Source organism: Bacteroides sp. 1_1_14, from assembly GCF_000162515.1.
Lineage (GTDB): Bacteria > Bacteroidota > Bacteroidia > Bacteroidales > Bacteroidaceae > Bacteroides > Bacteroides thetaiotaomicron.
In genome coordinates, this window is the sequence record NZ_GG774715.1 from 37,690 (window position 1) to 62,985 (window position 25,296).

At 41.6% G+C, this 25,296-nt stretch carries 19 protein-coding genes and 2 riboswitches; of the genes, 5 read left to right on the forward strand and 14 right to left on the reverse strand.

The window, feature by feature from the left end:
* From HMPREF9007_RS27925 to HMPREF9007_RS01145, 7 genes are all read right to left on the reverse strand, one after another.
* The coding region (locus HMPREF9007_RS27925; RefSeq protein WP_277754724.1) for a hypothetical protein at nt 1–181 on the reverse strand (181 nt) is incomplete at its 3' end.
* A gap of 370 nt (nt 182–551) precedes the next feature.
* The gene (locus HMPREF9007_RS01170) at nt 552–1,175 is read right to left on the reverse strand and encodes a thiamine diphosphokinase (RefSeq protein WP_032850800.1); all 624 of its coding nucleotides are present in this window, start codon (nt 1,173–1,175) and stop codon (nt 552–554) included.
* Nucleotides 1,172–1,738: a nicotinamide riboside transporter PnuC gene (gene pnuC / locus HMPREF9007_RS01165; protein ID WP_008763763.1), complete on the reverse strand. Its 567-nt coding sequence runs from the start codon at nt 1,736–1,738 to the stop codon at nt 1,172–1,174. Before pnuC ends, HMPREF9007_RS01170 begins: the two co-directional genes overlap by 4 nt.
* A gap of 2 nt (nt 1,739–1,740) precedes the next feature.
* A riboswitch (TPP riboswitch) is annotated at nt 1,741–1,836 on the reverse strand.
* A gap of 141 nt (nt 1,837–1,977) precedes the next feature.
* On the reverse strand, nt 1,978–2,874 hold the full coding sequence (locus HMPREF9007_RS01160; RefSeq protein ID WP_008763764.1) for a DUF4361 domain-containing protein: 897 nt from the start codon (nt 2,872–2,874) through the stop codon (nt 1,978–1,980).
* 54 nt (nt 2,875–2,928) lie between these two features.
* Nucleotides 2,929–4,908: a RagB/SusD family nutrient uptake outer membrane protein gene (locus HMPREF9007_RS01155; RefSeq protein WP_032850801.1), complete on the reverse strand. Its 1,980-nt coding sequence runs from the start codon at nt 4,906–4,908 to the stop codon at nt 2,929–2,931.
* Between the two features lie 12 nt (nt 4,909–4,920).
* The gene (locus tag HMPREF9007_RS01150) at nt 4,921–8,004 is read right to left on the reverse strand and encodes a TonB-dependent receptor (RefSeq protein ID WP_008763766.1); all 3,084 of its coding nucleotides are present in this window, start codon (nt 8,002–8,004) and stop codon (nt 4,921–4,923) included.
* A 16-nt stretch (nt 8,005–8,020) separates the two neighbouring features.
* On the reverse strand, nt 8,021–9,340 hold the full coding sequence (locus HMPREF9007_RS01145) for an IPT/TIG domain-containing protein (protein WP_008763767.1): 1,320 nt from the start codon (nt 9,338–9,340) through the stop codon (nt 8,021–8,023).
* 361 nt (nt 9,341–9,701) lie between these two features.
* Here HMPREF9007_RS01145 and HMPREF9007_RS01140 point away from each other — a divergent pair, with 361 nt between their 5' ends.
* Entirely contained in the window at nt 9,702–13,835 is a 4,134-nt protein-coding gene (locus tag HMPREF9007_RS01140; RefSeq protein WP_008763769.1) for a hybrid sensor histidine kinase/response regulator transcription factor, read from the forward strand.
* Between the two features lie 53 nt (nt 13,836–13,888).
* Here HMPREF9007_RS01140 and HMPREF9007_RS01135 read toward each other — a convergent pair whose 3' ends face one another.
* A complete protein-coding gene (locus tag HMPREF9007_RS01135) occupies nt 13,889–16,102 on the reverse strand; it encodes a TonB-dependent receptor (RefSeq protein ID WP_225651761.1) in 2,214 nt (737 codons plus the stop codon).
* 18 nt (nt 16,103–16,120) lie between these two features.
* A riboswitch (TPP riboswitch) is annotated at nt 16,121–16,217 on the reverse strand.
* Nucleotides 16,218–16,351: 134 nt separating this feature from the next.
* Between HMPREF9007_RS01135 and HMPREF9007_RS01130 the strand changes: the two genes are divergently transcribed.
* Nucleotides 16,352–17,263, forward strand: a complete 912-nt coding sequence (locus HMPREF9007_RS01130; protein ID WP_008763771.1) for a mechanosensitive ion channel domain-containing protein — start codon at nt 16,352–16,354, stop codon at nt 17,261–17,263.
* A gap of 99 nt (nt 17,264–17,362) precedes the next feature.
* On the opposite strand, the gene HMPREF9007_RS01125 is transcribed toward HMPREF9007_RS01130, so the two are convergent.
* Nucleotides 17,363–17,602 (reverse strand): hypothetical protein, encoded by a 240-nt coding sequence (locus tag HMPREF9007_RS01125; RefSeq protein WP_008763772.1) that lies wholly within the window; start codon nt 17,600–17,602, stop codon nt 17,363–17,365.
* Between the two features lie 124 nt (nt 17,603–17,726).
* Nucleotides 17,727–19,013 carry an O-acetylhomoserine aminocarboxypropyltransferase/cysteine synthase family protein gene (locus HMPREF9007_RS01120; RefSeq protein ID WP_008763773.1) on the reverse strand — a complete coding sequence of 429 codons (1,287 nt, stop codon included), beginning with the start codon at nt 19,011–19,013 and terminating at the stop codon, nt 17,727–17,729.
* 178 nt (nt 19,014–19,191) lie between these two features.
* On the opposite strand from HMPREF9007_RS01120, the gene HMPREF9007_RS01115 reads away from it, so the two are divergent.
* Complete coding sequence (locus HMPREF9007_RS01115; protein ID WP_008763774.1) at nt 19,192–19,662, forward strand: Lrp/AsnC family transcriptional regulator; 471 nt, start codon at nt 19,192–19,194, stop codon at nt 19,660–19,662.
* 47 nt (nt 19,663–19,709) lie between these two features.
* Here HMPREF9007_RS01115 and rlmJ read toward each other — a convergent pair whose 3' ends face one another.
* Nucleotides 19,710–20,579 carry a 23S rRNA (adenine(2030)-N(6))-methyltransferase RlmJ gene (rlmJ, locus tag HMPREF9007_RS01110; RefSeq protein ID WP_008763775.1) on the reverse strand — a complete coding sequence of 290 codons (870 nt, stop codon included), beginning with the start codon at nt 20,577–20,579 and terminating at the stop codon, nt 19,710–19,712.
* 277 nt (nt 20,580–20,856) lie between these two features.
* Between rlmJ and HMPREF9007_RS01105 the strand changes: the two genes are divergently transcribed.
* Entirely contained in the window at nt 20,857–21,483 is a 627-nt protein-coding gene (locus HMPREF9007_RS01105; protein WP_008763776.1) for a CatB-related O-acetyltransferase, read from the forward strand.
* A 113-nt stretch (nt 21,484–21,596) separates the two neighbouring features.
* On the opposite strand, the gene HMPREF9007_RS01100 is transcribed toward HMPREF9007_RS01105, so the two are convergent.
* A complete protein-coding gene (locus HMPREF9007_RS01100) occupies nt 21,597–22,100 on the reverse strand; it encodes an RNA polymerase sigma factor (RefSeq protein ID WP_008763777.1) in 504 nt (167 codons plus the stop codon).
* Nucleotides 22,101–22,273: 173 nt separating this feature from the next.
* A complete protein-coding gene (cls, locus tag HMPREF9007_RS01095) occupies nt 22,274–23,698 on the reverse strand; it encodes a cardiolipin synthase (RefSeq protein WP_008763778.1) in 1,425 nt (474 codons plus the stop codon).
* A 154-nt stretch (nt 23,699–23,852) separates the two neighbouring features.
* Between cls and HMPREF9007_RS01090 the strand changes: the two genes are divergently transcribed.
* Nucleotides 23,853–24,380 carry a GNAT family N-acetyltransferase gene (locus HMPREF9007_RS01090; RefSeq protein ID WP_008763779.1) on the forward strand — a complete coding sequence of 176 codons (528 nt, stop codon included), beginning with the start codon at nt 23,853–23,855 and terminating at the stop codon, nt 24,378–24,380.
* A gap of 271 nt (nt 24,381–24,651) precedes the next feature.
* Here the strand turns inward: HMPREF9007_RS01090 and HMPREF9007_RS01085 are convergent, their stop codons facing one another.
* Nucleotides 24,652–24,885 (reverse strand): hypothetical protein, encoded by a 234-nt coding sequence (locus HMPREF9007_RS01085; RefSeq protein ID WP_008763781.1) that lies wholly within the window; start codon nt 24,883–24,885, stop codon nt 24,652–24,654.
* Between the last annotated feature and the right edge of the window lie 411 nt (nt 24,886–25,296).

Sequence of the window (25,296 nt, forward strand, 5' to 3'; positions counted from 1 at the left end):
GGGCATCGTAACGCATGGTGGTAACATCCAAGCCGTGACGATGCATCCATTGACGGACACTTTTTATTCTTACCTTGTACTGACGGCAGAAAGAATGAAAACTTAAATGAGGAATAGAAGCATCGCGAAGATGAGCCTTGTAGTCCGCAATAATTAAGGGGTAAATGGGGTTGGCTTCCATGTTTTTTGAGCCAAAGGTAAGAAAATACAAAAATTAAGGAAAGATGGCATCGCGGAGACGCTTACGCCGTCACGCTGTGTTATTATATCCTGCTACAATAATATACTGACCTCTTGGAATGATAAGTCAGGAATACCTTAGCTTAGTTAGTTTCCATGCAATGAAACTATAGTTCCAAAGCCTTGAAACCAATAGTTTCAAGCTGAAGAAACTTTAGTTCCAAACTGCAGAAACTAAAGTTTCAAGCGCTGGAAACTCTAGTTCCAAGGCCGTGAAACTAAAGTTTCATTAGGCAAAAAAAATAATAGTTCCACAGTAGGAAACTATCAGTAGTAAGGCAGATGAAAGAATATTTTTCCGGAACAGGGATTTAATAAGCAAGGAATACTAAATATTCTCCTGTACAATGAATGGTAAACTCATCTGCTGTTGCCTCATTGAGCGTTCCCTGCCACCAGTTGGTGAAGTCGCTTAGCGGATAAAACAATCCTTCTCCTTTTAATCCTTTAGCTCCAAAATTGATGATAGAGACCTGCTGACCGGGATGTGAGGCAAAACTTTGCGTATCACTCACAGGAATAAATGTCCCGTAATCAGTGACTGTCCGTACTTCCATACCACTTCTCATATACTCCACGAGCAGGCTGATGTTTCCTAATGTATGATCTTCCCGTTTGCCGGTAGCTCCTACGATAGCGATTTTCCGTATCCCTTTACTTTGCAGATAATGGACAGCTTTGGTCTGATCATTCGTCTCCTGATCCGAAATTTGAAGGATAATAGAGGAAAAACGCTTTTTATATTCCGGCAGGAGCGAGTCTCCATCGCCTATGATCACGTCGGGGGTATGTCCGCGGGAAATATATTCATTGGCGGCTCCGTCGCAACAAACGACGAATTGGGCTTCTGTCAAAAGACGCAGGGGAAGTTCGTGCGCAGGATATTCGCCGTTGGCAAGTATGACGGCTTGGGGTATATAGTGTTCGTTTATCATTGTATGCTCATTAATTTTTTCCATTTGAAGTAGCCAAAGATAGCTATAATGGAGTAAAGTCCGTACAATGCGGAGGTGAAATAGAGATCTTTATAGATATAAAGTCCGCAACAGACGATGTCGACAAGAATCCAGGCAAACCATTGCTCGATGTATTTGCGTGCCAGCATCCACATTCCGACAATGCTCAACGCCGTTGTGAAACTGTCCAGCCACGGAACGTTACTGTCTGTGTATTCGATAAGTATCCAGGCGATACCGACGAAAGACACGATAAACACAAGGAATAGTGGCAGATAGCATTTCCACGGGGTATGTATAATGGGGAGACTTTTCTTTTCCCCGTGTCCCCACATCCAGAAGAACCATCCGTAGATGGCAGCTATCAGATAGTAGATGTTGATGCCGAAGTCGGCATACAGCCCCGCGTCGTAATAAACAAAGATATAAATGGCCGGCATGATGATGCCCGCCAGCCATAGATAGATACTGGCGCGATACTCCAGCCACAGGTAGATAATGCCGATAAACGTACCGAATATCTCCAGATAATTCATTTCCATATTTGCTTATTTATTCGTTCTCTACGCCGGCATTACCCGGATCAGATTCTATGGGTATGTTCTCAGCCTGTCATGTTAGGGCACCCCTATTGCGTGAATCGGCGGTAAAATTACGAATTTAGCAGAAGGAAAACAAGGAATCATGTAAAAACAAGTCCTCCGTTGAAAAAACGAAGAGGAGATTTCAGCGGCATTTTTGCAATGCCGTGAAATCTCCTCTTCTCCTCATTTGTCGTGTATTATAAAACTTCTTTTTCTTTGGTCAGTTGCTCTTCATATAGCGTGTTACCGATCGTATATTTGAGGCTGAACTTTTTGGCGGTTGTGTTGTAGGTACTTTCTCCTGAGTCGATAATTACCGGTCCGTTTTCAGCATCCCATGCTTTGATCAAAACTTTCTTTACATCATTAGTGCCTTCCACTATCTGATCCGTGATGGTCAGTTCTATTGTACCCGTTTGGATATCAGCCTTCTCGTCGCTCTCGTTGTTCATGGCATAGAATAGTCTGACAGTGTTGACTCCGGTAGGCTTAATCGTTTTAGGCTTCTGAATCGTCTTCGGAGTTTCTCCTTCTAAGGTGGTATGGCCACTCATCTGGTAACTGCCCGAATAGTCATTCTTTAATTTTAATAGAATCAACATTTTATATCCGGATTCACTTATCGGATATCCTGTTGTACTTTCTATTTCGACGGGGATGACGTATGACTGGTCAATCTTCAGACTTGCTGTCTTTATCAACACAGGAACTTCGGCGGAAATACCTTCAGCGTGCTTGATTACCGTATTCTCCAAAGAAGGAATGGAATATAAATCAGTATCCAGTGATTTATAATATTTGTCCTCATTCAGAACGGTCCAGTATTTTTTATTGTAAATATCTACCAACTCTTCGTTGATCTTCATTTTTACGTTCACATCTCGGTCTAATGCTAATGTACCGGAACTGCTGACCGTGAAATAAGTTTTCACTTCTTCGTTACTGTAGCTTACTTCTGTGGTCCATACTCGGTTGTAAGCACCGATCAGGTAGATTTCTTTCTGATATTGTTCTTTGTCAAGCAGGTCTTTTTCACAAGAAGTGATGGAGAGCGTTAATAAAGAACAGACCACTAGTTTGTATATTGATCTCATTATATGTTCAATTTTATATGATTAATAATCAGTTATATGATGGAAAGGGGAAAGTTACCAATCTCCGAATCCGTCCCATCCTGGATTTTGTTTCAGTTTGGCATTTTTATCCAATACGGCTCTCGGAATAGGATAGAAGTACATCTTCCTGTCAAAGCTGCGTAATGCATATTTATGAACTACATTGACAACAGTATAGAATTGGTCTCTTTCGGTCGTCTTCTTGGTAACGTCCATACCTTGTACCGGTTTGTTTTCTTCTGTTTCTGCTAGTCCCCAACGACGCAGGTCGTGATATCTTCTTCCTTCACACGCAAATTCGATCATACGTTCGCGGATGATTAACTGACGCATCTTCACTTGATCGCTGGCATCGGCAAGGGTGATGCCCGGCAATCCGGCACGGTAACGAATCATGTTGAAGTAGTACATGATTTCCTCCGGATTATACAAAACATGATAAGTGGTGTTATCTGCCGCTTCCGTATATTCCGGTTCTCCTTTCAGTTCATTCAATGCTTCTACATAGTTCAACAGTATTTCCGCATATCTGAAGACAGGGAATGTTTTCGGTTTTATTTTAGCACCTGTATGACTGGTACAGTTATCCTCCGGATGGATATATTTCTTTAGAGTATATCCCGTTAAGTTATAGTCTTCGGGATTGGCAGCCTGTTTTGCACAGTTGCCATTCACGTAATATCCTGCTGTAAAGTTAGTCACGTTGGGAGCTTCGGTTCCTGTAACCGAAGTTGCGGGCCAGAAACATTCACAGAATCCGATGGATGCGTAGAAACGCGGTTCGCGGTCCAGATACATTTTGGCAACGGTTGGTCTCAGCTCATATCCTGTGGCGATGGTAGGTACAGTACCCGCTTCTTCATAATAATCAGGTTGTTGCTCATAATCTTCTCCATCTTTCATATAGTAGGCGTCAACGAGTTTTTGAGTGACTCCCAATCCGTTCCAGCCTCCCAGCTTCAACGGGAAGGCGATTGAAATGATGTTGTTGTTCAAGGACGTAGCGTAAATAAGTTCCGGGTTTTTCACTGCCAGTGCTTCTCCGTTGAACATATCTATATACGAATGGTAAGGATCGATTCCTCCTACTCCTAACGGAAATTCCGCTTGTGACGCCTGAGAAGATGCATACGTGTTTTCATCGCTGGGTACAGTGTATAATGAGTAAATACCGCTATCGATAATTCTCTTGGAGGCAGCTGCTGATTTCGCCCATTTCACCGGGTCATATTGCTGGGCTATCATGTTTCGTCCGTCGGAAGTGGTCCAGTCGGCATAATATTGATTGCCGTTGTACCACTTGGAAGCTTGGTAAAGCCGAACACGTGACATGAGGGCGGCTGCCGCATATTTGGTAGGACGTTCGAACTGAGTGCTCGGACGCGTCGGGTCCAATAGGCTGTAAGCTTCTTCGAGGTCTTTACAGATATATTCCACACATTCATCGTACGTGTTACGTTCGAATGACAAGTTTTCAATGTTTTCATCTACCGATAACGGCTCTTCGGGAAGGATGACTGCCGGTCCGTAAAGCTCCAACAGATAGAAATAGAAGGAAGCTCTCATGAAATGAGTCAATCCCATAATTTCACGTCTGTCCAGTCCTTTCAGGTCTTTGCATTCATCGATCCGGGTGAAGATGGTGTTACACTTGCGGATTCCTTTGTAGTATTGTCCCCACATGTTGTAGTAAGAATCGTTCTGCGTAATTTTGTCTGCATACAAGTAGGTACCGGCGTACTCACCTTTCTGCCATGACAGAAGAACTTCATCCACAGCGGTCTCGTAAGGACCGTAGGAACCGGAAAACAAGTTGCCTTGAGCGGGCATTAATGCCGCGGTTCCCCATACATAACGTTCCAGATAATCTTGTCTGGCAAAGATAGAGTCGAGTGGGGTCAGGTCGTTAAAGTATTCATCAACTGCCAGATAGTTGCATGAAGTCAGCATGAACGGGATGATGCCCAGTGTCGTGCATAGAATATGAAGGCTTTTCTTTAATATCTTTTTCATAATGTTTTTCAATTAGAACGTAGCTGTTAACTGTAAAGAGAAAGTACGCTGTAGCGGATATACGGCGCCGTTTTTAGATGCCTGTCCCGGGTCCCATAGTTTGACTGAGTCCCATACTGCCAGATTCTGTCCGACAAATTGCAGATTCATATCACTGATACCTACGGTCCTGAGTGCCTTATTTGTTCCGATACGATAGGAGATATCCAATGATTTCCAACGCAGGTAAGAACCATCTGCCAGCCAGAAGGTAGAAGCACGGTTATTGTTCTTATTCTCTCCGTAAGTCAGGCGCGGGAAACGTGCATTCGGGTTTTCTGTAGAGGGGTCTCCCGAATACCATGCTGGTGTCCAACGATTCTTCGGGTCGTTCACGATAGACAGAATGTTGCCGACTTCTCCACCTGAGAAGGGATAGAATCCGGAACCTCCATATAAGAAGTTAACTTTGGCTGCTCCAGTGAATAAAGCACTGATAGTCCATCTCTTATATCTGTATTCCAGTGCAAAACCATATTGGATTTGCGGTACATTGGAGTGTGCAATAGGAACAACATCATCATCGTCAATCTTTCCGTCAGCGTTCACGTCTTTATAGCGAATATCTCCAGGGCGTACTTCGCCGTATGTTTGTTTCGGGCTTCGGTTGATTTCATCCTGACTTTGAAATAAGCCTAATGCAACCAAACCACGCATAACACCATAATTTACATCGCTATACGATTGGTAAGGGTAGCGCACTGCATCTTGATCCCAGTGTACAACTTTGCTGACAGCGTAGGTCATGTTGGCACGCACCGTGAAAGAATTATCTTTGTTTATCTTCTGGTTCAGGTAAATGTTACCATCTACACCGCTACTACGCATACGTCCTACGTTTGTGTATGGGTTGGTCACGACGCCCACTTCCGAAGGCATCATCTTTCTTTCCTGGAAGATGTTATCACGGGTATCCTTGAAGATATCTACCGTTCCGCCTATTTTATCATTGAGAAATTGGAAGTCAATACCCAGGTTGTATTTCTTGGCTACCTCCCAGTGTAAGTTGTTAGCTCCGATTTGTTGTTCCGTCAATCCATTGGAACCCCAACGACTGCCACCTCCAAAGTTAATCAAAGTCAAATAAGGGAACCGGCGTCCACCACCGATCTGGTCGTTACCAACTTCACCATAAGAAGCTCTGATCTTCAGGAAATTGAGCCATCCTGCATGATTCTGCATAAATTCGTATTGAGTCGGGATCCATCCCAAGGCGATAGCAGGGAATAAACCGAATTGTTTGCCCGGTTCAAAGTTTTCGGAACCGGTGTATCCCACGTTTCCTTCTACCAGATAAGCATCTTTATAAGAGTAAGTAGCTCTGGCGGATAATGCTTGGTAGCGTTTGGGAATAGATGAAATTTCATCATTTGCTTCAGTACTTTCGGTACTTTGCATGTAGTAATGTATTAAACCGGTTACACGGTGTTCTTGATTGAAAAGTCTTTCATAGGCAAGTTGTGATTCGAAGTAATATCTACGGTCACTGGCCGCACTCTTGGCGAATTTAATATTCTCGGCGGATACTGTACGCTGTGTCATTAATGAGCCGTCGTTGTAACGGCCGAAAGCCTTGTACAGATCCGGATTTTTGTAACGGACTACGTTGTGTGTATTGTTATTGTTATACGAGAACATTCCTCTGGCACTCAAACCCTTGATCCATTTCCCGAAATCTTGACGTAAGGTGAAATTGATGTTCATAGTGGTCCGGTTCCCCTTTTTAAATCCGGTATGGTTCAACAATATATATGGTGAGATTTGTTCTCCGCTTTTACCATAAGCAGGAAGCATTCCATTGGAATAACGTAAGGGCACTGTCAGGGGAGTCAGATAGGCTTGTGCGGCCCAGAGTGCGTCATTGTTAGTTCCGAATCCCGGTGCTCTATCTTCTACAATAGCTCCGTCCATAGCCAATCCCATGATTGTCGATGAAGTTAGGTTCATGTCTACCTTTGCGCGGAAATTATATTTAGCCCATTTGACATTCGTGTTGTATTTGTTAACTTTGTCTTGCTTGAAGATAGCATCTTTGAATGTACCTCCTACACTGACAAAATATCTGGCAACTTTTCCACCACCGGATACATTTAAATAGTGCTGATGATTAATAGTTACATCTTTCAGTATCTCTTTTTGCCAGTTTACGTTTGGATATAAGTCATTGTCCAGTCCTGCTTTAATAATCTCCAGTTCTGTCGGGCTATAAAGAGGGTCCATATTACTTACTGCCCGGGCTTCGTTTGCCAAGCTGGCATAATCGTATGCTTCCAGATATTCGGGCATACGGGGAGAGTAAGAGAGAGTCATACTACTCTTCCAGGTTACCTTGGTGCGACCTTCCTGACCGGAACGGGTCGTTACCAAAACAACGCCATTTGCACCACGTACACCATAAACGGCTGTTGCCGAAGCATCTTTCAAGATAGAGAAGCTCTCAATATCCGACGGGTCGAGGTCGTTGAGGTTCCCTTCAATACCGTCAATCAAGACCAGCGCCGACTGGTTGGCACCAAATGTGCTGATACCGCGAATCCAGAACTCGGAAACGTCTTGCCCCGGTTCGCCGCTTCGGTCAACGGCTATAATACCGGGGACCACACCTCCCAGCATATTGGCCACGGAAGTTGACGGAGCACTGATGGCAGCCGGATTGACACTGGTGACAGCACCTACCACACTGACTTTACGTTGTGTTCCCATACCTACAACAACTACTTCATCCAATGATTCAGAGTCGGGCTCCAGAGATATACGCATCTTCTTATCGGTTTGAGTAACCACTATTTCTTTGCTTTTATATCCCATAAATGAAACAATCAGCGTTGTTTTTGGAGCTAATGATTTCATGCTGAAGTTACCATCCATATCTGTTATAGTTCCGGTCTTTTCTTTCCCTTTTACAGATATGTTTGCACCCGGGAGCGGATCACCATGTTCATCTAACACGATTCCGGCAATTTGAATTGGTTCTTGTTGGGCCCATATCCCTTGTGTTGCATTTCCTGCCAATAGCAGAAAGAAACACAGGGTTAATTTAAAATATAGTGTTTTCATTTCTATTCCTTATTAATTATTCAATAGCAAGTTTTCTGATGCAGTGGTTGTTTTGATCTGCAATGTAAAGAAATTCATTTTTGTCCAAATAGACACCCCAAGGCTGATCGAATTGGGCTTCCAAAGGATCCCCGTCTTTGTATCCTTTCCCGCTACCTGCTATCGTGGTCACGATATTTAACTTGGTGTCAACTTTACGAATCCGATGGTTATTAACATCCGCTATATATAAATTGCCTTCTTTATCAATAGCAATTCCACGCGGCTCATTGAATTGTGCTTCTTGTACATCTCCGTCCCGGAAGCCTGCGCCTGCACCGGGAATATATTCTTCAATGTCTCCGTCTAGAGCTGGCCAACCGTCCGCGTCGCGTGTGAGCTTAAAGCGATAAACTGCACTTTTACTATGCAACACACAGTAAACATACTTATCAACCGGATTGTAAGCACATAATCCATTGGAACCTGTATTATAGAGTGTACCGATTCGTTTTGCTTTGTTGGGATTTAATGTTCTTTTATTTTTATCAAAAGGTTGTGTCCACAATTGCCCTGTATTTTGGCGGTATATCACAAAAGTAGAATCTACAGGGTCGAGAACAACGCTATGCATCCATCCTCCGTTAGCCAAAAGCTGTCCCATTTTATCAGCTACCCAGCTCACATTAGCATCGAATAGGAAACATCCGAAGTTGGCATTATCGCATGGACCAAATAGTTGTTTCTTTTCTTTGTCTATAAATAAAGGTTGGTCGATTACCATACCATCCAGTAAAGTGATCGTTTTATTTTGTTCGATGGATGATAAACGCGTTCTTCCGTCAGAGTCGAATATGAATACATTGTCGTCATTGTCTACAGCTACATACCTTGGAGTATTGAATGTGGTCTCGCCGAGTGTTCCGTCTTTATTGCCACCTTCTTTTGCTTTTCCTACTACTGTAGATACGGAAGAAGTTACAATATATTTGAATGTTTTTTCACTACTACTGAGTTCTGCTTCTTTCCCGGCAATCTCCACCCGTACATGGCTTTCCCCTCCGGATTGCTTGGGTACTTGGGCATAAATAACATCAGGCTTGACACCTAAAACCAATGCCTCCCGTTCATTACCTACTTCATCCTTGAAGTAAACTTTCACTTGGCTTTTGTCTTCTCCGAAATTGGAACCTTTAACAATGAATTTGGTTCGTATGCCACCGGAATCGGGCATAAACTCTGTAAACTTGACTGGTTGATTAGGATCGAAAGCTGTGCTTTTCTTGTCTTCATTACAACCTACTATTAGTAGCAGGAAGCCGAAAACCATCCAGATTAGATTAAATGATTTACGCATGTTTTTCTATAAGATTTTATTAGTTTGAAAAAAGGTCTTCTTAGGCTTTCTATTTAAATAAGGTTTAATAGATTCTAATTGATTTCAATTTGACTTAAGGGCTTTTGGCTTTTTCTCTCATGTGATTAATTGTTTTAAATATTATAGATTCAAAGGTGTAAATGGCTATATATAATTGTGAAGCACACTTTCCGTTCGGTTTTCAGGATACAAACTTAGGGGATTTCAAGGAATCAGGAGCATATGCTTTTATTCATCCATGTATATCTTTTCATTCAAAATTGCTTTTTTTATCATTTGCTTCGCCTTTCTCTTATAATATTGATTATTTTTGTGACACTTAAACTAATATGAATATATAATGAAGCGAACCGTTCGATATACCATCTTTGTTTTGTTTGTTATTATAAATTCTTCAGTTATTACTACTTCTCTCTATGCTGTTCTGCCTTATAATGAACTTCATCAGTTGAATATGAGTAATGGCTTGGTAGATAACATCATTACTTGTATCTATCAGGATCAAGATCGTTTTATGTGGTTTGGATCCAGTAATGGGCTGAGTCGATATGACGGGAAGCAGATTCGCAATTTTAGTGTAGACAATGTGAGGATGTATGTTTCCGATATAAAAGAGACTTCTGATGATAAATTGTGGGTAATAGCTAATGAGTATTTATATTGTTTTGATCGACGGAAAGAGAAATTTGTTCTTCCGTCTTTTCAGGATGGAAAAAAGTTCATTTCCGCAAGTGCTATGGAAATAACGGGGGATTCTCTTTTTTGGATAGTGAAAGACGGACAATTGCAATGCTTGAAACGACATTATAAATTAGTGAAAGGTGACTTACAAATAGAGATGACCGTTGAAGCAGACTATCCGTTTATTTTAGATGAGGGGGAATCTTTTTCGAATTTATGTGCTTCGCAAGACGGGCATTTCTTGTATTTGGTTACCGATAAGGGAAGTTTGTTGTTTTTTGATAAGATTGCAGGTAAAGTGGTCCGGAAGTTCAAATACTCTATTAATCCTAGTGCTAATGCTACTACTATCATGAGTGAAGGGGAATATATTTGGGTTTCTTCTATAGTGGGTGGAGTAACTCGTCTGCATATTCCCACGGGAAAATCTGATTATTATCAGTATAATGAGGATGCCAGGTTGTCTTCTTTATCACATTCAGATGCGTATGGGGTGGTTGCGTTGGATAATGATTCTTACATTGCAGTAACCTGGAATGGATATACTCTGTTAGCTCCTGAAGAAAATGATCCTTCTAAGTTGTCGGCAACGCCTTATACGAATACCTCATTTTTGCAGTACCGGAATGTAGAGACAAGAATGATTTCTGTTTATTATGATAAAGAGGGAATACTATGGATCGGAACTAGAGGAGGAGGGATTGTCTATTTTGACTTTAGACAGCATTCTTATATGCAATATCACAGCAAAAAACATAATGAAATCTCTGCTCAGGTAGCTGACAAAGATGGTCGAATTTGGTTGGGCACTTACCATGAAGGAATTATGCGTAGTGACCAGCCTTATGCTAAATCGCGACCGCTGAACTTTTCTCCTGTGGGCAATCAAAAGGAAGTCCCGGTGTTTTGTGCAATCAAAGATTCATGTTCTAATTTATGGTTTGGAAATGCTTCCGGAAACTTGATTTGTTATGACTGGAATTCCGATTCTTTCCATATATATCCGCTCAATCATTTAGGGAAAAAGGTAAACTCCTATATAGTGGCCTTAATGATTGACTCCCGTTATCGGTTTTGGGTATGCACTTCTGCCGGATTGTACTTATTTGATCATCAGACAGGTCATTTTGAATTATTCTCATTGCGTGAAGCCTTGAAAGAAGATGCAGAGCCATGGGTCACTGCTATTTGTGAAGATAAACAGCGGAATATCTGGATAGGGACAGCAAAAGGTATTGTACGATTATCACAGGTCAATGTTCGTCCATTAAAGATGGTTCATGGATATGAAGAAAAAGAAAATATAGGAGCTCGTGTAGTTAGTGCTTTACTGACTGGTACTGACGGAACTGTATATGTGGGTTATAAAAATGGATTTGGAATCATTCCTGTGGGCGAAGATAGGATAACGTCTTTTTATACAGTAAAAGATGGACTTTGTAATGATTGTATAGATTGTATAGTGGAAGATGAGAAGAAGCGTATTTGGTTGGGGAGTATATCCGGTATCTCAAGATATAGCCGACAACAACATGTCTTCTACAACTATTATATTTCTAGTAGCAATAAATCTGTGATGTTGTTTAAGAATACTTTATTTTGGGGAAACAACAAGAGCTTAACTTATTTTGAACCGGAAATACTGACATCTGCCACCATTGCCAGCAAAACTCTTTTAACTGGATTGGAAGTCGATAATAAGCAAATCAATATAGGTGAGAAGATAAAAGGGCAAGTTGTTTTGGACTCAAATATTGCATCAATTGACCATTTGGAACTGGTCAATGCAAACCGTGATTTCTCTCTCCTTTTCAATAATCTGGCTTTTTCGAAGGATCTGCAAAAATATAGCTATCGGTTATATCCATATCAAAAAGATTGGATTGTTTCTGAAGCGGGTAAGGTCTCGTTTACCAACTTGTCTGCCGGTTATTATATTTTTGAAGTCAAAACATTGTTCCCTAATAATACGGAAGGAGACGTTACTGCATTGCCGATAACAATCCTTCCACATTGGAGCCAGACCGTTTGGTTTCGTTTGCTTTTGATTTTCTCGGTTTTATTTTTGGTTGGTTATATTTTCTATAGTTTGTTGCGGCGGCAACGTCGTTTCAAAAAAATGATTCAATTGAAACATGAACTGACGATTGCAAATTTGGAGAGAAACGCAGAACGGCATATACGGGAAGAACGTGAGAATTTTTTTATGAATGCTGCTCATGAGTTAAGAACTCCTCTTACTTTGATACTTGCTCCTATACATGATATAATGAAGTCCATTACCCCATCGGATAATTGGTTTGATTCATTTAGCAGATTGCACAAGAATTGTCTTTCTCTACAGACACTGGTTGATCGTCTGCTATATGTACAGAAGATAGAGGGAGGCATGATAAAACTTCATTTGTCAGAATCGGATATAAAGGAGATTGTTAGCCGGGTGGCTAATCCTTTTCTGCAAATGGCTATGGTCAAGAAGCGGGAATTTTTGGTCCAGGTGGATACAGTGCCTTTGTATTTATGGGTGGATGTGGCGAAAATAGAATCAGCTGTTCAAAATTTGTTATCAAATGCCTTTAAATACACTTCTCAGAATGGACGTATTGAACTGGCTGTGTCAGAGGCGGAAATTGACGGAAGACCTTATTGCCTTGTAACAGTGTCTGATAATGGAGTTGGGATACCTGATGATTTGCAACAGCACGTGTTTGATTCGTTTGTAACAGGGAAACGTATCCCGCAATATTCCACGTCAATAGGTCTTGGATTACATATTGTAAAGCATACGATGGGGTTACATCATGGATTTGTAACGTTGACCAGTCGTGTTGGAGAAGGCAGCCGATTCGTTCTGCACATTCCGATGGGGCTTTCTCATTTTGCGCCGGGGGAATATGAAATGGTACCTGATCCGATGAAGGGGGATTTGTTGGAAGAGTGTCCGGTAGAAGAACGTCCGATGGAAGAAGTAGTAGAAGAAAAGAATGAGACTATGGAAGAGCCCGTTAACAGAGCGAAAAATAATAAGGAATTTTTGTTGATTATAGAGGACCACGATGAGATGAGAGAATATTTATGCAGTCTATTTAAAGAAGATTATAATGTTATTGAGGCTGGAAATGGAGAAGAAGGGGTGGCTATGGCTGATAAATATATACCTAAATTAATCATATCTGATATAATGATGCCTGTTAAAGATGGGTTTGAATGTAGTCGGGAGATTCGTGAAAATAAGCGGACTTTTCATATACCGGTTATCTTTTTAACAGCTAAAGCAGAGGATGCTGACCGATTGAAAAGTTTACAAATAGGGGTAGATGACTATATAATGAAACCTTTTAATCCGGAGTTATTGAAAGAGAAGGTGAAAGCGTTGATAGAACAACGTGATCTGTTAAGAAAACTTTATGCGAAAACTCTTATGCTGGATGAAGAGGTACTGGAATCTTCAGAAGATGTTCAGGATGTTTTTATGCCTAAAATGCTTCAGATTATAGAAGAAAATTTATCAAACCGGAATTTTACAATAAAAGTGCTGACGGACAAATTGAATATGAGCCAGCCGACCCTTTATCGCAAGGTTAAGCAGAAAACTGGTTTGTCGATTATAGAGGTGATTCATGGAGTACGGATGAGTAAAGCTGCCTCTATTATCATGAGCGGGCGATATAGCAGTCTGACAGAAGTGGCGGAAATGGTAGGGTATGATTCGATGATTTCCTTCCGTAAGCAGTTCGTTGCACAGTTTGGGGTGCTTCCTTCCAAATATATGGAAGAGAAAATGAGGAAATAAGAAGCCGCGTTCCATGTTGGCGGCTTCTGGCTTGTCTGTTTGAATGGTTATTGTTAAAAGCGGAAAGAGACATGACCCATAACGTTTGTACCCGCTTGCGCAGCGTATCCGGCAGAATCTATTCTGTGATTCACATCCTTGTCGTAAGAACTGGATGCCCAACCGTTGTTCTCGTATTCTTCGTTGAAGAGGTTGTAGACGGTCACACCCAAAGTTACTTCTTTCACCACTTTTCGGGGTTTGAATGTATAGGCCAGATTTAGGTTGGTCACGAAATACTTATCCAGAGTCAATGCTTCCACTTCCGCATTTGTCATATATTGTTTGCCGACAAATTGGGATTGAAGGGCTGCTTCGAATCCTTGATAGGTAAAAGCAAAACGGTTGTTCAGCAGGAAATCCGGTGAAAAGGCGATGCGAGTACTCTTATGAGAAACGCTTACGACGTCCAGTAAGTTCCAGCCATCGTAAATGGGAATGTTTTCTACGAAATTCTTGATACGGTTTTTGCTCCATGTCGCATTGATATCCCATTGGAACCATTTACAGGGCTTGATACCTAGCATCAGTTCGATTCCCATCCGGTAACTGTCCGGAACGTTTTCTGTCAGGGCTTCACCGATATCGTTCAAAGCTCCGGTGAGGACAAGCTGGTCGGTATAATCCATGTAGTAGAAGTTGGCGCCTGCTGTCAGCCAATGATTGGCGAATGTGTATCCGGCTTCGTAGTCGAGCAGCTTTTCAGCTTTCGGATAACTGTCGGGATCACCATCCGTATAATTATTTCTTGTCGGCTCTTTTTGAGCTACGGAGAAAGAAGCGTAGACACGGTGATTGGAGTTGATATTCCAGTTCAGTCCGACTTTCGGGTTGAAAAAGTCGAATTTCTTGTCTACGGCCAGCGGACGCAACGCACTTTTATTCCAGTCGTATTTGTCATTTGCTCCGTCGATGGTGTAGTCGATGTGCCGGTATTGCTGGTCGGCATAGGCACTTAGTCCTCCGGTAAGGTCGTAGCTTGCTTTCAGATAGATGTTACCGTCGGTTTTCTTCGATTGGTTGCGGTAGTATTCATGGTCGGGAGATAGTGCGCCGATGTAGTTCTTTACCCAAGTCACTTTCCCGAAGTTATTGCCCCGATATTGATTGATGCCTCCACCCAAAGATGCCGTTAGTCGGTGGTTGGTATAATTGAGGGAGAAAACACCCCCGCCAAACTTATTATCCATTTTCTTCTGGCGGACCAGATCGCTTTCCGAAATTTCTTTTCCGTCTGTTGTAAAAGGTTTCAGACCGTATTCTACGAAAGATCTGTCTTCTTTATATTCCTCATAGTAGCCGTCACCTTTGGTGTAGTGCAGAGCTATGTTCAGATTCCATGCGGTGGAGAAAGTATGGTTGAAAAGGAGTTGATAATTCTTTTGCAGATAGTTATCCGTCTGGTCGGCATAATAATGTTTTTCATTATCGTCTCCGGTATATTCGCCGCAAGGGTTATACCGTCTTCCGTGTTCTTCCATTTCTGCTTTAGTAGCATATCCCCAGGCATGATACGTCTTTTCTTTTCCTGCGAATGCGATCAGTTTGACAGACGTATTTTCGGCGAAATATCCTCCTTGCAGATAGTAAGAGTTGAGATTGACGGAGGCACGGTCGATATATCCGTCCGTACCGATGTTGGAAAGTCGGGCATCGAATGTCCAGTGATTGTTCAGCAGTCCGGTTCCCACTTTTACAGTTTCCTTGTGGGTGTTGAAAGAACCATAGGAACCGTTGAACTCGGCATACGGTTTCATGGACGCGCCTTCGGTCTGCATATTGACACTGGCTCCGAAGGCACCGGCGCCGTTGGTCGATGTTCCTGCGCCACGTTGCACTTGCATATCCTTTACGGAAGAAGAGAAGTCGGGCATATTTACCCAGAACAGGTTGTGGCTTTCGGCATCGTTCATCGGGATGCCGTTTACAGTGATATTGATACGCGTGCCGTCAGTGCCTCGTACACGAAGAGTCGTATAGCCGATGCCCGATCCCGCATCCGATGTGGTCAGCGTGGAAGGAGTCATGCTCAGCAGGTAGGGAATATCCTGCCCGAAGTTCACTTTTTTAAGTTCGGCTTTGCCTATATTGGTAAATGCTACGGGAGTTTTTGCTGTAGCACGTGTGGATACTACCTGCACTTCTTGCAGGTTGATTACTTTCAGACTATCCTTTGCACTCGTTTGTGCATGGACAGGGAAGCCTGCGTCCAATAAGGCGACGGCCATCATCATCATTTTTTTCATCTTGCTTATTAATTAGTTCTCTACGCCGGCATTACCCGGTTCAGATTCTATGGGTATGTTCTCAGCCCGTCATGTTAAGGCACCCCTACTTAGTGAATCGTTGGCAAAATTACTGCTTTTGCGGGAGGAAAGCAAAAAAAACTTTTAGATTTGCTAAAAACAATCTAACTTTGTAGTTTGTTGAAATATGACAAGTCAGCTATTTATTCATTTTAATATAATTATCAAATTATGCTACTATTATTTCAAGCGACAGCAACACAGCTTGCGGATTCTACACAAATCGTCGCAGATAAATTAATGGAAGAAGCGATAGCCAATGCGGACGGATTGGATAAGCTTTCTCTGATCACCCAGCAATTGGTAGATTTCGGTATCCGTGCCGGAGAACGCATTCTGATTGCAACCCTTGTCTTCATTGTCGGACGGTTCCTGATCTCGATGCTTAACCGATTTGTCGGACGTCTGATGGACAGGAGAAAGGTAGATATAAGCATCAAGACTTTTGTGAAGAGTCTGGTAAATATTCTGCTGACCATTCTGTTGATTATCTCCGTAGTCGGTGCTCTGGGAGTCGAAACAACTTCTTTTGCAGCCCTGTTGGCTTCTGCCGGTGTGGCTGTCGGTATGGCGTTGTCCGGTAACTTGCAGAACTTTGCCGGCGGACTGATCGTATTGCTTTTCAAGCCTTATAAGGTAGGAGATTGGATTGAAAGTCAGGGAGTTTCCGGAACGGTCAAGGAAATACAGATATTTCACACCATTCTGACTACCGGAGATAATAAAGTGATTTATATACCGAACGGTGCAATGAGCAGCGGAGTGGTGACAAACTATAATACACAGACAACGCGCCGTGTAGAATGGATTGTTGGCGTGGATTATGGAGAAGATTATAATAAGGTACAGCAGATTGTCCGTGATATACTGACGGCCGACAAGCGTATTCTGACCGACCCCGCCCCGTTTATTGCCCTTCATGCGCTGGATGCCAGCAGTGTGAATGTGGTAGCCCGTGTGTGGGTGAATACGGCAGATTACTGGGGAGTTTATTTTGATATAAACAAGACTATTTATGAAACCTTTAATGAAAAAGGCATCAACTTCCCGTTCCCGCAACTTACCGTGCATCAGGGAAACTGATCACTATAAGATATATACTAAAACGAGAGAGTTTCACTTCGGTGAGACTCTCTCGTTTTATATGAACAAATTGTCTGGTGTGATTGGAAAATTTCTTTTTTATTTGATGCCGAAGTCTTCTGCAAATTCATATCGGTCTTCTTTGATTCCCAGTACATGGTTGATTTTCCTTCTTTTTTCAAGGTCCTTAAAGTAGCTTTCTACGACCTGATAGAGATCAAAATTACTGGTTGATCCTGCGGCAAGATCGAGTGACTCCACCATTTTCTCTACTGCCTGGTGGATTTTCCCTGCGTCTATCAGATGCAGTTCGTTGCTGTGTATTAAATATTTCTCCATAACTGCAATGTTTTAATGTTATATTGTTATAACGTATCATAGTGATGGAAAGTTCAATCCCCGAATCTTCATTGCGTCTTGTTGTCAATCACATTTTAACAGACAAATAGGTTAGAATCTAATGTCAGATTTTGGCGAGTGCCTGTTCCAGATCGGCTATCAGGTCATTGATATGTTCCGTTCCGATGGATAGACGTACAGTGCCCGGATAAATCTCCTGTTCTGCAAGTTCTTGCGCATTAAGTTGCGAGTGTGTGGTACTTGCCGGATGGATGACTAGTGATTTCACGTCAGCTACATTGGCCAGCAACGAGAAAATCTCCAGACTGTCGATGAAGCGGTGTGCTTCTTCCTGTCCTCCTTTTACTTCAAACGTAAAGATGGAGCCTGCACCATTCGGGAAATAGCGTTGATAGAGTGCATGATCCGGATGATCGGAGAGTGACGGATGATTGACTTTCTTCACCTTCGGATGATTATTCAGGAAGTTCACCACTTTTAGCGCGTTTTCTACATGACGTTCTACACGCAAAGAAAGTGTTTCCAGCCCTTGCAGCAGGATGAAGGCATTGAACGGACTGATCGTTGCTCCCGTATCCCGTAGCAAAGTGGCACGAATGCGGGTGACGTAAGCAGCCGGACCAGCAGCGTCTACAAAGCGTACTCCGTGGTAACTCGGATCGGGCTCTGTCAACTGTGGGAATTTACCCGAAGCTACCCAGTCGAATTTACCGGAGTCAACGATTACTCCTCCCAAGGAACTGCCATGACCACCAATGAATTTGGTTGCGGAGTGCACTACAATGTCTGCTCCGTGTTCGATGGGGCGGATTAAGTAGGGAGTGCCGAACGTATTGTCTATAATCAAAGGTATTTTGTGACGGTGAGCAATTTCAGATACCGCTTCTATGTCTATAATATTGGAATTCGGGTTTCCGAGTGTTTCGATAAATACGGCTTTGGTGTTCTCCTGAATCGCTTTCTCAAAGTTGGAAAGGTCGCTCGGATCAACGAAAGTGGTGGTAACGCCATAATTGGGCAAAGTATGTGCCAGTAAGTTATAGCTTCCTCCGTAAATTGTTTTGGCAGCTACGATGTGGTCGCCTGCACGAGTAATGTTTTCGAAAGCATAAGTAATAGCGGCGGCACCGGAGGCAACTGCCAGACCTGCTACGCCTCCTTCGAGGACGGCTACACGTTCTTCAAAAACTCCTTGGGTGGAGTTGGTCAGGCGGCCGTAGATATTGCCCGGATCTTGCAAACCGAAACGTGCGGCTGCATGAGCGGAATTGTGGAATACATAAGAAGTGGTCTGATAAATAGGTACTGCGCGTGCGTCTGTTGCCGGATCTGCTTGTTCCTGTCCTACATGAACCTGTAATGTCTCAAAGTGTAAATTCTTTCTTTCCATAATCGTATGCTTTTTAAGTTTGATATTCTCTCTTTATTTTCTTGCAAAGTTATGGGATGCAGATATATCGAACAATATATAGTAGAAATATAGAAAATAATGCTATTTTTGTATCGTTATACAGAATAAGACAACTGTTTTATTCTTAAAAATCACCTGTTAGAAGAATATTTTTCTTATGGATACTTTTGAGAAATTAGATAAAGTGGATTTGCAGATACTCCGTACTTTGCAAGAGAATGCGCGGTTGACGACCAAAGAGTTGGCTGCGCGGGTCAGTCTTTCATCGACTCCTGTTTTCGAGCGCCTTAAACGTTTGGAGAGTGGGGGATATATAAAGAAGTATATCGCTGTGCTGGATGCCGAAAAGCTGAATCAGGGTTTTGTGGTCTTTTGCAGTGTCAAGTTAAGGCGGCTGAACAGGGACATTGCGGCTGAGTTTACCCGAATCATACAGGATATTCCCGAAGTGACCGAATGCTATAATATATCGGGCAGCTACGATTACTTGCTGAAGATCCATGCTCCTAATATGAAATATTATCAGGAGTTCATTCTGAATGTATTGGGAACCATCGATAGCCTAGGTTCGCTGGAAAGTACGTTTGTAATGGCGGAAGTGAAGCACCGATATGGAATACATATTTAGTGGGAAGATTGATGTATTTCCTATTTTGGCTACTCTTTGTTTTCGGCTCAGGTTTCCGGTGGATTGCCGATAATGTCTCTGTATAAGCTGCCGTCATGGTCCTTGTATTTTGCGTATTGGTAGAGGCGGACCAGTATATCACTGTAATCAAGAATGGCTGTATTTGATTTCTGTGATAAATTGGTGCCCAAGATACCACTGCCTATGATACCGGGATTGTATAATACGGTGTCTTGTCTGATAGAGTTCATTATCAGTTCTGCACAAATATAGTCTTTAATCCTTGCCTCTTCTAGTCGGGTCGTGATGTATGAGTTCAGATGGCTTTTGTCATGTTGAGTCATAAAGCCGTACCATAGTAAACACTTCATTCCTAACTGGGTAGCCTCTATTAATATATCCAGATAGGTTAGTCCCGATGTTCCTTTCTTATCTATCTCATAAGGATCGATATGAATGAAAGAATCTTTGGGGAGTGATGGCAGTAACTTCATGACTCCTTCGAGAGAATCGGTATTATATAGGCGGACGGATGTCTGTAGTTCCGCTTGCTTCGCATAGCGTTCCACATTATCCAAAGCACTCTTTTCTATATCGAAGAATAGAAATCTTTGTGCCTGTCTTCCTAATACCTCCATTGCTAAAGCCGGAGAACCTAAATAGTACCCTCTCTGCATTTCTGCATTTTCTATCTTATAGTAAATGGAGTCTTTTAGAACTTGATTGTCTTCCTCTACCGCTTTTTCTAAGAAATAGTAAATGCCATATTGCTGTTCCGAAGTCTGCTGCATCGGGTAGATGGCACAGGCAGAATTTGTTTCTACATAGACTTGTGGATGCTCGTTCCGAAGAACTTCGCAAAGTATCAGATGTTTCAGTACATCCGGCTGTTTGCCGAAATGAGTATAAGTTGCCATGATGCTAAAGGTTTATAGTGACGATATAAATGGTATACAGCAAATATACGGGATAATTTTTAGATCCTTGCATCTGATTTCCAAAATTATCCTGTACATTTGTTATGTGATATGAACCTTATTTTTTTAACGCAATGAAATGGCAACGTTGTAAATAGCTTCGCTCTATATGGATGATGGACAATGGTGAAATCTGTTGTTCGAGTCTTATGTGGCTAAACAGGTCACCCGATATTTTATTATTTTATTTCAGAAACCTTATAAAGAAGCAATTACAATGAATACAAATATTTATCCGCGTACCAATGACCTTCAGACTGTCTATCTGAATGCTGTTATCAATAATCCTCATATAAAGGTTGGTGACTACACCATATACAATGATTTTGTAAATGATCCTGTTCAGTTTGAGAAGAACAATGTTTTATATCATTATCCTGTCAATGGAGACCGGCTGATCATAGGGAAATTCTGTTCGATAGCCTGTGGAGCTAAGTTTCTTTTCAACAGCGCGAATCATACGTTGAATTCTTTGTCGAATTATCCGTTTCCTATATTTTTTGAGGAGTGGCAGTTGGATAAGGGAAATATCACTTCGGCATGGGATAATAAAGGGGATATAGTGATTGGAAACGATGTATGGATTGGTTATGAGGCTGTTGTCATGGCGGGCGTACATATCGGCGACGGAGCGATTATTGCGTCGAGGGCAGTAGTCACCAAAGATGTACCTCCTTATACGATAGTAGGCGGAACGCCGGCCCAAGAAATACGAAAGCGTTTTGACGAAAGTACAATTGCACAATTGCAGGAATTGCAGTGGTGGGACTGGCCTGTTGAGAAGATATCCAAAGTTTTGCCATCTATCATGCATGGAAGACTCGATATTCTAATGAAATTTTAATCCACTATTACTGTGAGTTGCATGACACCCGGGTGTTGGTATGTCTGACACCCGGGTCTCATACATGCTGACACCCGGGTCTCAGATTACTCTCTGTCGCATTCGAAAAAAAATTAGCGAAAGTCTTTCAACTCTTCCTGCAATTTTTTGCGGATGAAGAAGATACGGCTCTTTACAGTACCTAGTGGCAAGTGTAGCTTATCTGCAATTTCACGGTACTTGAATCCTGCAAGGTGCATAGCGAACGGAATTTTGTATTCTTTGGCAAGAGCATTGACTACACGGTGCATTTCTTTGAGGTCATAGGCATTTTCTGTACTTTCAAAACCTGCATCTTGTGGTAAATTCAGATGGTAGAGGTTATCGGTGTGATCGACAAAAGTCTGATTGCGAATCACTTTGCGGTAGTTGTTGATAAAAACATTGCGCATAATGGTGTACATCCATCCTCTAAAATTCGTATCAGATATATACTTGTCTTCATTGTCCAATGCTTTTAAAGACGTTTCCTGCAATAAGTCGTTAGCTTCATCAATATCCATTGTAAGTTTGTAAGCGAAACGGAGTAACTCATCCTGTGCTTCTACTAATTCTTTTCTAAAGGTGAAATTCTTCATGTTGATTGTTTTTAAGTTTGATAAATTTGTTTGTTTTGACAGTGCAAGTATATGTGATTTCTATGAGCCCGATAGTGGGGAAATTGACATAAAACCACCGCTAAATTGTTAGATAGGAGGCTTCTGACAATTTAACGGTGGTTTTTGATAGTTTTGGGGTGGTGCTCAGACAGCTAATATACCGGAGAAAACAAACGGAAACACGCTTCGCGAAATTTAACCGAACGGTTGCGTTGGAGCCAGTCGCATAGATTTAGTTCTTTACTATTATTCATATCGGTGTGATAAATGTCTCTGACGGTCTGAGCAACTTTCTTGTCGTAAATGAACAGATTGGTCTCGAAAAGAAGTTCAAGGCTTCTTATATCCATATTGGCTGAACCGACTACCACCAGTTCATCATCGACAATCATCAACTTTGAATGTGTAAATCCATTGACATATTGATAGACTCTGACTTTATTTCTTAATAGTTTCTCCACATATGAGTTAGAGGCATATTGCACAAAATCATTGTCTGATCTTTTAGGCATGACAAGGCGAACGTCTATTCCGCTCATTGATGCGGTCTGTATTGCCTGAAGCAGACATTCCGTCGGTATAAAGTAGGGAGTCTCGATATATACATTCTTTTTCGCCCGCGTTATAGCTGTAAACATGGCTTCCATTACATTGGAATGCATTCCCAACGGTTCCGCGTTGACTACTTGAATTGGTACTTCTCCGAAGACTTCGAGATTGGGATAATACTCCGGTGAAGACAGATATTGTCCGGAAGTATAATACCAGTCTGCCAGAAACACAGATTGCAGCCCCGACGCTCCGGAACCTTCAACCTTGAAGTGTATGTCATTCCATTTTCCCCACGGAAGTCCGTCTATGTATACGTCTTTTACATTGATGCCGCCGGTATAGGCGATTCTGCCGTCGATGATGACTATCTTTTTATGATTGCGGTAATTGACACTTCGCAGGAAGCGGGGAAAACTAAGCGGGAGGAACGTTTTCACTTCCACGCCTGCTTCTATCATTTGCTTGAAATATTTTCTGTTCGTTTTATTGCATCCCAGTCCGTCGTAAAGCAGTCGTACTTTGATGCCTTGTTTTACCTTATTGATAATCTTCTCTTTTAATTCGTTGCCGATATGGTCGTCGCCAATGGCATAATAGAAGATATGAATATGCGATTCGGCACAGTCGATATCTTCGAAAAGACTGTAAAACTTACTTTTACCACCCGGATAGACAGTTACTTTGTTACCTCCGAATACTGGTGATTGTTCCAGATTCAATATGAGTGATTTTAGTTCTTTATAATGATCGGGATGTATTGGCTCTGTTTCCACGTTGGTAGAAACGGATTGTTGGTGCCTGTTGAATTCTTCTCTCCAAAACTGAAATTTTGAACGCTTTTTGCTTACATTACGTCCTACAATATAATAGGCAGATATACCCAGTAATGGTAAGAATATAACAACTAGAATCCAGCAGATCGTCTTCACAGGATTTTTGTCGTCGTAATCAATTATAATAGTGTAAATCAGCCCTAATAGGAATGCGATATACGCTAACAATGTACAATACCATATCCACCTCATAGCAACTTTGGTTTTTTTGTTTTGATGTATGCTTTACTTATGAATAAAACAATGTGTTAGTATCTGTTGTTTGTTGGCGATTGAAAAAAAGTAAAACATCCCCTTGATATTTATTAGAATAGAAGTTATATCTTTGTCCTCAAACAATATATGTATGAATTTTATAATTGAACCCGGTTCTTTGGCTGATATAGATGAATTAGAGAGGCTGTATGATGAATTGAACGATCACTTGTCAGCTACAATCAATTATCCGGGATGGATAAAGGGGATTTATCCGGTTCGTGAGAATGCGGCTGCCGGTGTGGATGATAATAGTCTGTTTGTTGCCCGATGTGACGGGAGGATTGCGGGTTCTGTCATTTTAGATCATCAGCTGGAAAAGGCTTATGAGAATATAGTATGGAAAATAGATGCGGATTATAGTTATATTTTTGTGGTACGCACTTTTGTTGTACATCCATCTTTTTTGCAAATGGGAGTTGGACATGCATTGATGGATTTTTCACTGGAGTTGGCTTTAAAATCAGAAATGAAATCTATCCGGCTCGATGTATATGAGAAGAATCTTCCGGCTATTTCGTTGTACGAGAAATGTGGGTTTGAGTATATTGACACTGTGGACTTAGGACTGGGACATTATGGGCTGGATTGGTTCAAGTTGTACGAGAAGGTTATTTGAACCGTAATAATAATATAAAGTGGAGGAAGCCCTGACTAAATTCATAGTTCATCAATCATGTTGGAGCTTCCTTCTTATTATAAAAGTAGTTCAAGCATTTATTTATTTCCGAAGATTTAAATAATGCTCTTTTTCATTTCAAAAACAATATCCTTGATACATACATTTTCTGATAGATTCAGTAAACATCGGATTGTATTTAATAAATCATCAGGTTGTATCATTTCTTCATCTTTAAAAGGTGTTCCTGCTTTTTTCACCATATCAGTATTCACCCAGCCAGGGCAAAGAGTAGTGACACGTATAATCCGTTGCTAAGCAGCAATTCTTCCGCACTTTCTTCAGTGTCGAAATACATTGAGATACGATTGTTGTTTCCTGTGATTGTGATGTTGGCCTGATTAATAATCTTATTGAATTTGTCATTTTGAGAAGAAGTGCAATCAATTCTGTTATGTGGGAATATTAATGTAAATTCGTTGTTCTGTCCGGTAATATTTTCCATTTCATTCTAAGTTTTATAGTTTATATTCGTACCTTTTTGATACGACTTTCCACAAAGATACGAAGAACTCGCAAAAAAACGGCAAAATTTGGATAAATAAAGTAAGTGTTTGGTATTGAGGAGAGTTAAGCCAAATTCTTCTATACCTTTCCAAATCGCTAAAATGCAGGATAATGAAAGGTTAAGAGAAAGATTTGCTACTTATCCGTTGCCTTTTTTAGCCCCGGATAATCCGGCAAAATAACGCTTGACCACCTGCGGTTTTACCGTTCACCATGCAAAGAACCCTATATTTTGCCCGTAAAGATAACCGTTTTTTCCGTTTTCTATGGAAATACAGGTTATGTTACCGGCATCCGGGGTTTATTCTTGTTCCGCTATAATTTTCATAACTGTAAATAGCTATATATC

What these genes read in the sequence shown, in the direction of transcription:
- HMPREF9007_RS01170 (WP_032850800.1), bottom strand. Translation starts at nt 1,175, where the DNA reads ATGATAAACGAACACTATATACCCCAAGCCGTCATACTTGCCAACGGC.
- pnuC (WP_008763763.1), bottom strand. Translation starts at nt 1,738, where the DNA reads ATGGAAATGAATTATCTGGAGATATTCGGTACGTTTATCGGCATTATC.
- HMPREF9007_RS01160 (WP_008763764.1), bottom strand. Translation starts at nt 2,874, where the DNA reads ATGAGATCAATATACAAACTAGTGGTCTGTTCTTTATTAACGCTCTCC.
- HMPREF9007_RS01155 (WP_032850801.1), bottom strand. Translation starts at nt 4,908, where the DNA reads ATGAAAAAGATATTAAAGAAAAGCCTTCATATTCTATGCACGACACTG.
- HMPREF9007_RS01150 (WP_008763766.1), bottom strand. Translation starts at nt 8,004, where the DNA reads ATGAAAACACTATATTTTAAATTAACCCTGTGTTTCTTTCTGCTATTG.
- HMPREF9007_RS01145 (WP_008763767.1), bottom strand. Translation starts at nt 9,340, where the DNA reads ATGCGTAAATCATTTAATCTAATCTGGATGGTTTTCGGCTTCCTGCTA.
- HMPREF9007_RS01140 (WP_008763769.1), top strand. Translation starts at nt 9,702, where the DNA reads ATGAAGCGAACCGTTCGATATACCATCTTTGTTTTGTTTGTTATTATA.
- HMPREF9007_RS01135 (WP_225651761.1), bottom strand. Translation starts at nt 16,102, where the DNA reads ATGGCCGTCGCCTTATTGGACGCAGGCTTCCCTGTCCATGCACAAACG.
- HMPREF9007_RS01130 (WP_008763771.1), top strand. Translation starts at nt 16,352, where the DNA reads ATGCTACTATTATTTCAAGCGACAGCAACACAGCTTGCGGATTCTACA.
- HMPREF9007_RS01125 (WP_008763772.1), bottom strand. Translation starts at nt 17,602, where the DNA reads ATGGAGAAATATTTAATACACAGCAACGAACTGCATCTGATAGACGCA.
- HMPREF9007_RS01120 (WP_008763773.1), bottom strand. Translation starts at nt 19,013, where the DNA reads ATGGAAAGAAAGAATTTACACTTTGAGACATTACAGGTTCATGTAGGA.
- HMPREF9007_RS01115 (WP_008763774.1), top strand. Translation starts at nt 19,192, where the DNA reads ATGGATACTTTTGAGAAATTAGATAAAGTGGATTTGCAGATACTCCGT.
- rlmJ (WP_008763775.1), bottom strand. Translation starts at nt 20,579, where the DNA reads ATGGCAACTTATACTCATTTCGGCAAACAGCCGGATGTACTGAAACAT.
- HMPREF9007_RS01105 (WP_008763776.1), top strand. Translation starts at nt 20,857, where the DNA reads ATGAATACAAATATTTATCCGCGTACCAATGACCTTCAGACTGTCTAT.
- HMPREF9007_RS01100 (WP_008763777.1), bottom strand. Translation starts at nt 22,100, where the DNA reads ATGAAGAATTTCACCTTTAGAAAAGAATTAGTAGAAGCACAGGATGAG.
- cls (WP_008763778.1), bottom strand. Translation starts at nt 23,698, where the DNA reads ATGAGGTGGATATGGTATTGTACATTGTTAGCGTATATCGCATTCCTA.
- HMPREF9007_RS01090 (WP_008763779.1), top strand. Translation starts at nt 23,853, where the DNA reads ATGAATTTTATAATTGAACCCGGTTCTTTGGCTGATATAGATGAATTA.
- HMPREF9007_RS01085 (WP_008763781.1), bottom strand. Translation starts at nt 24,885, where the DNA reads ATGGAAAATATTACCGGACAGAACAACGAATTTACATTAATATTCCCA.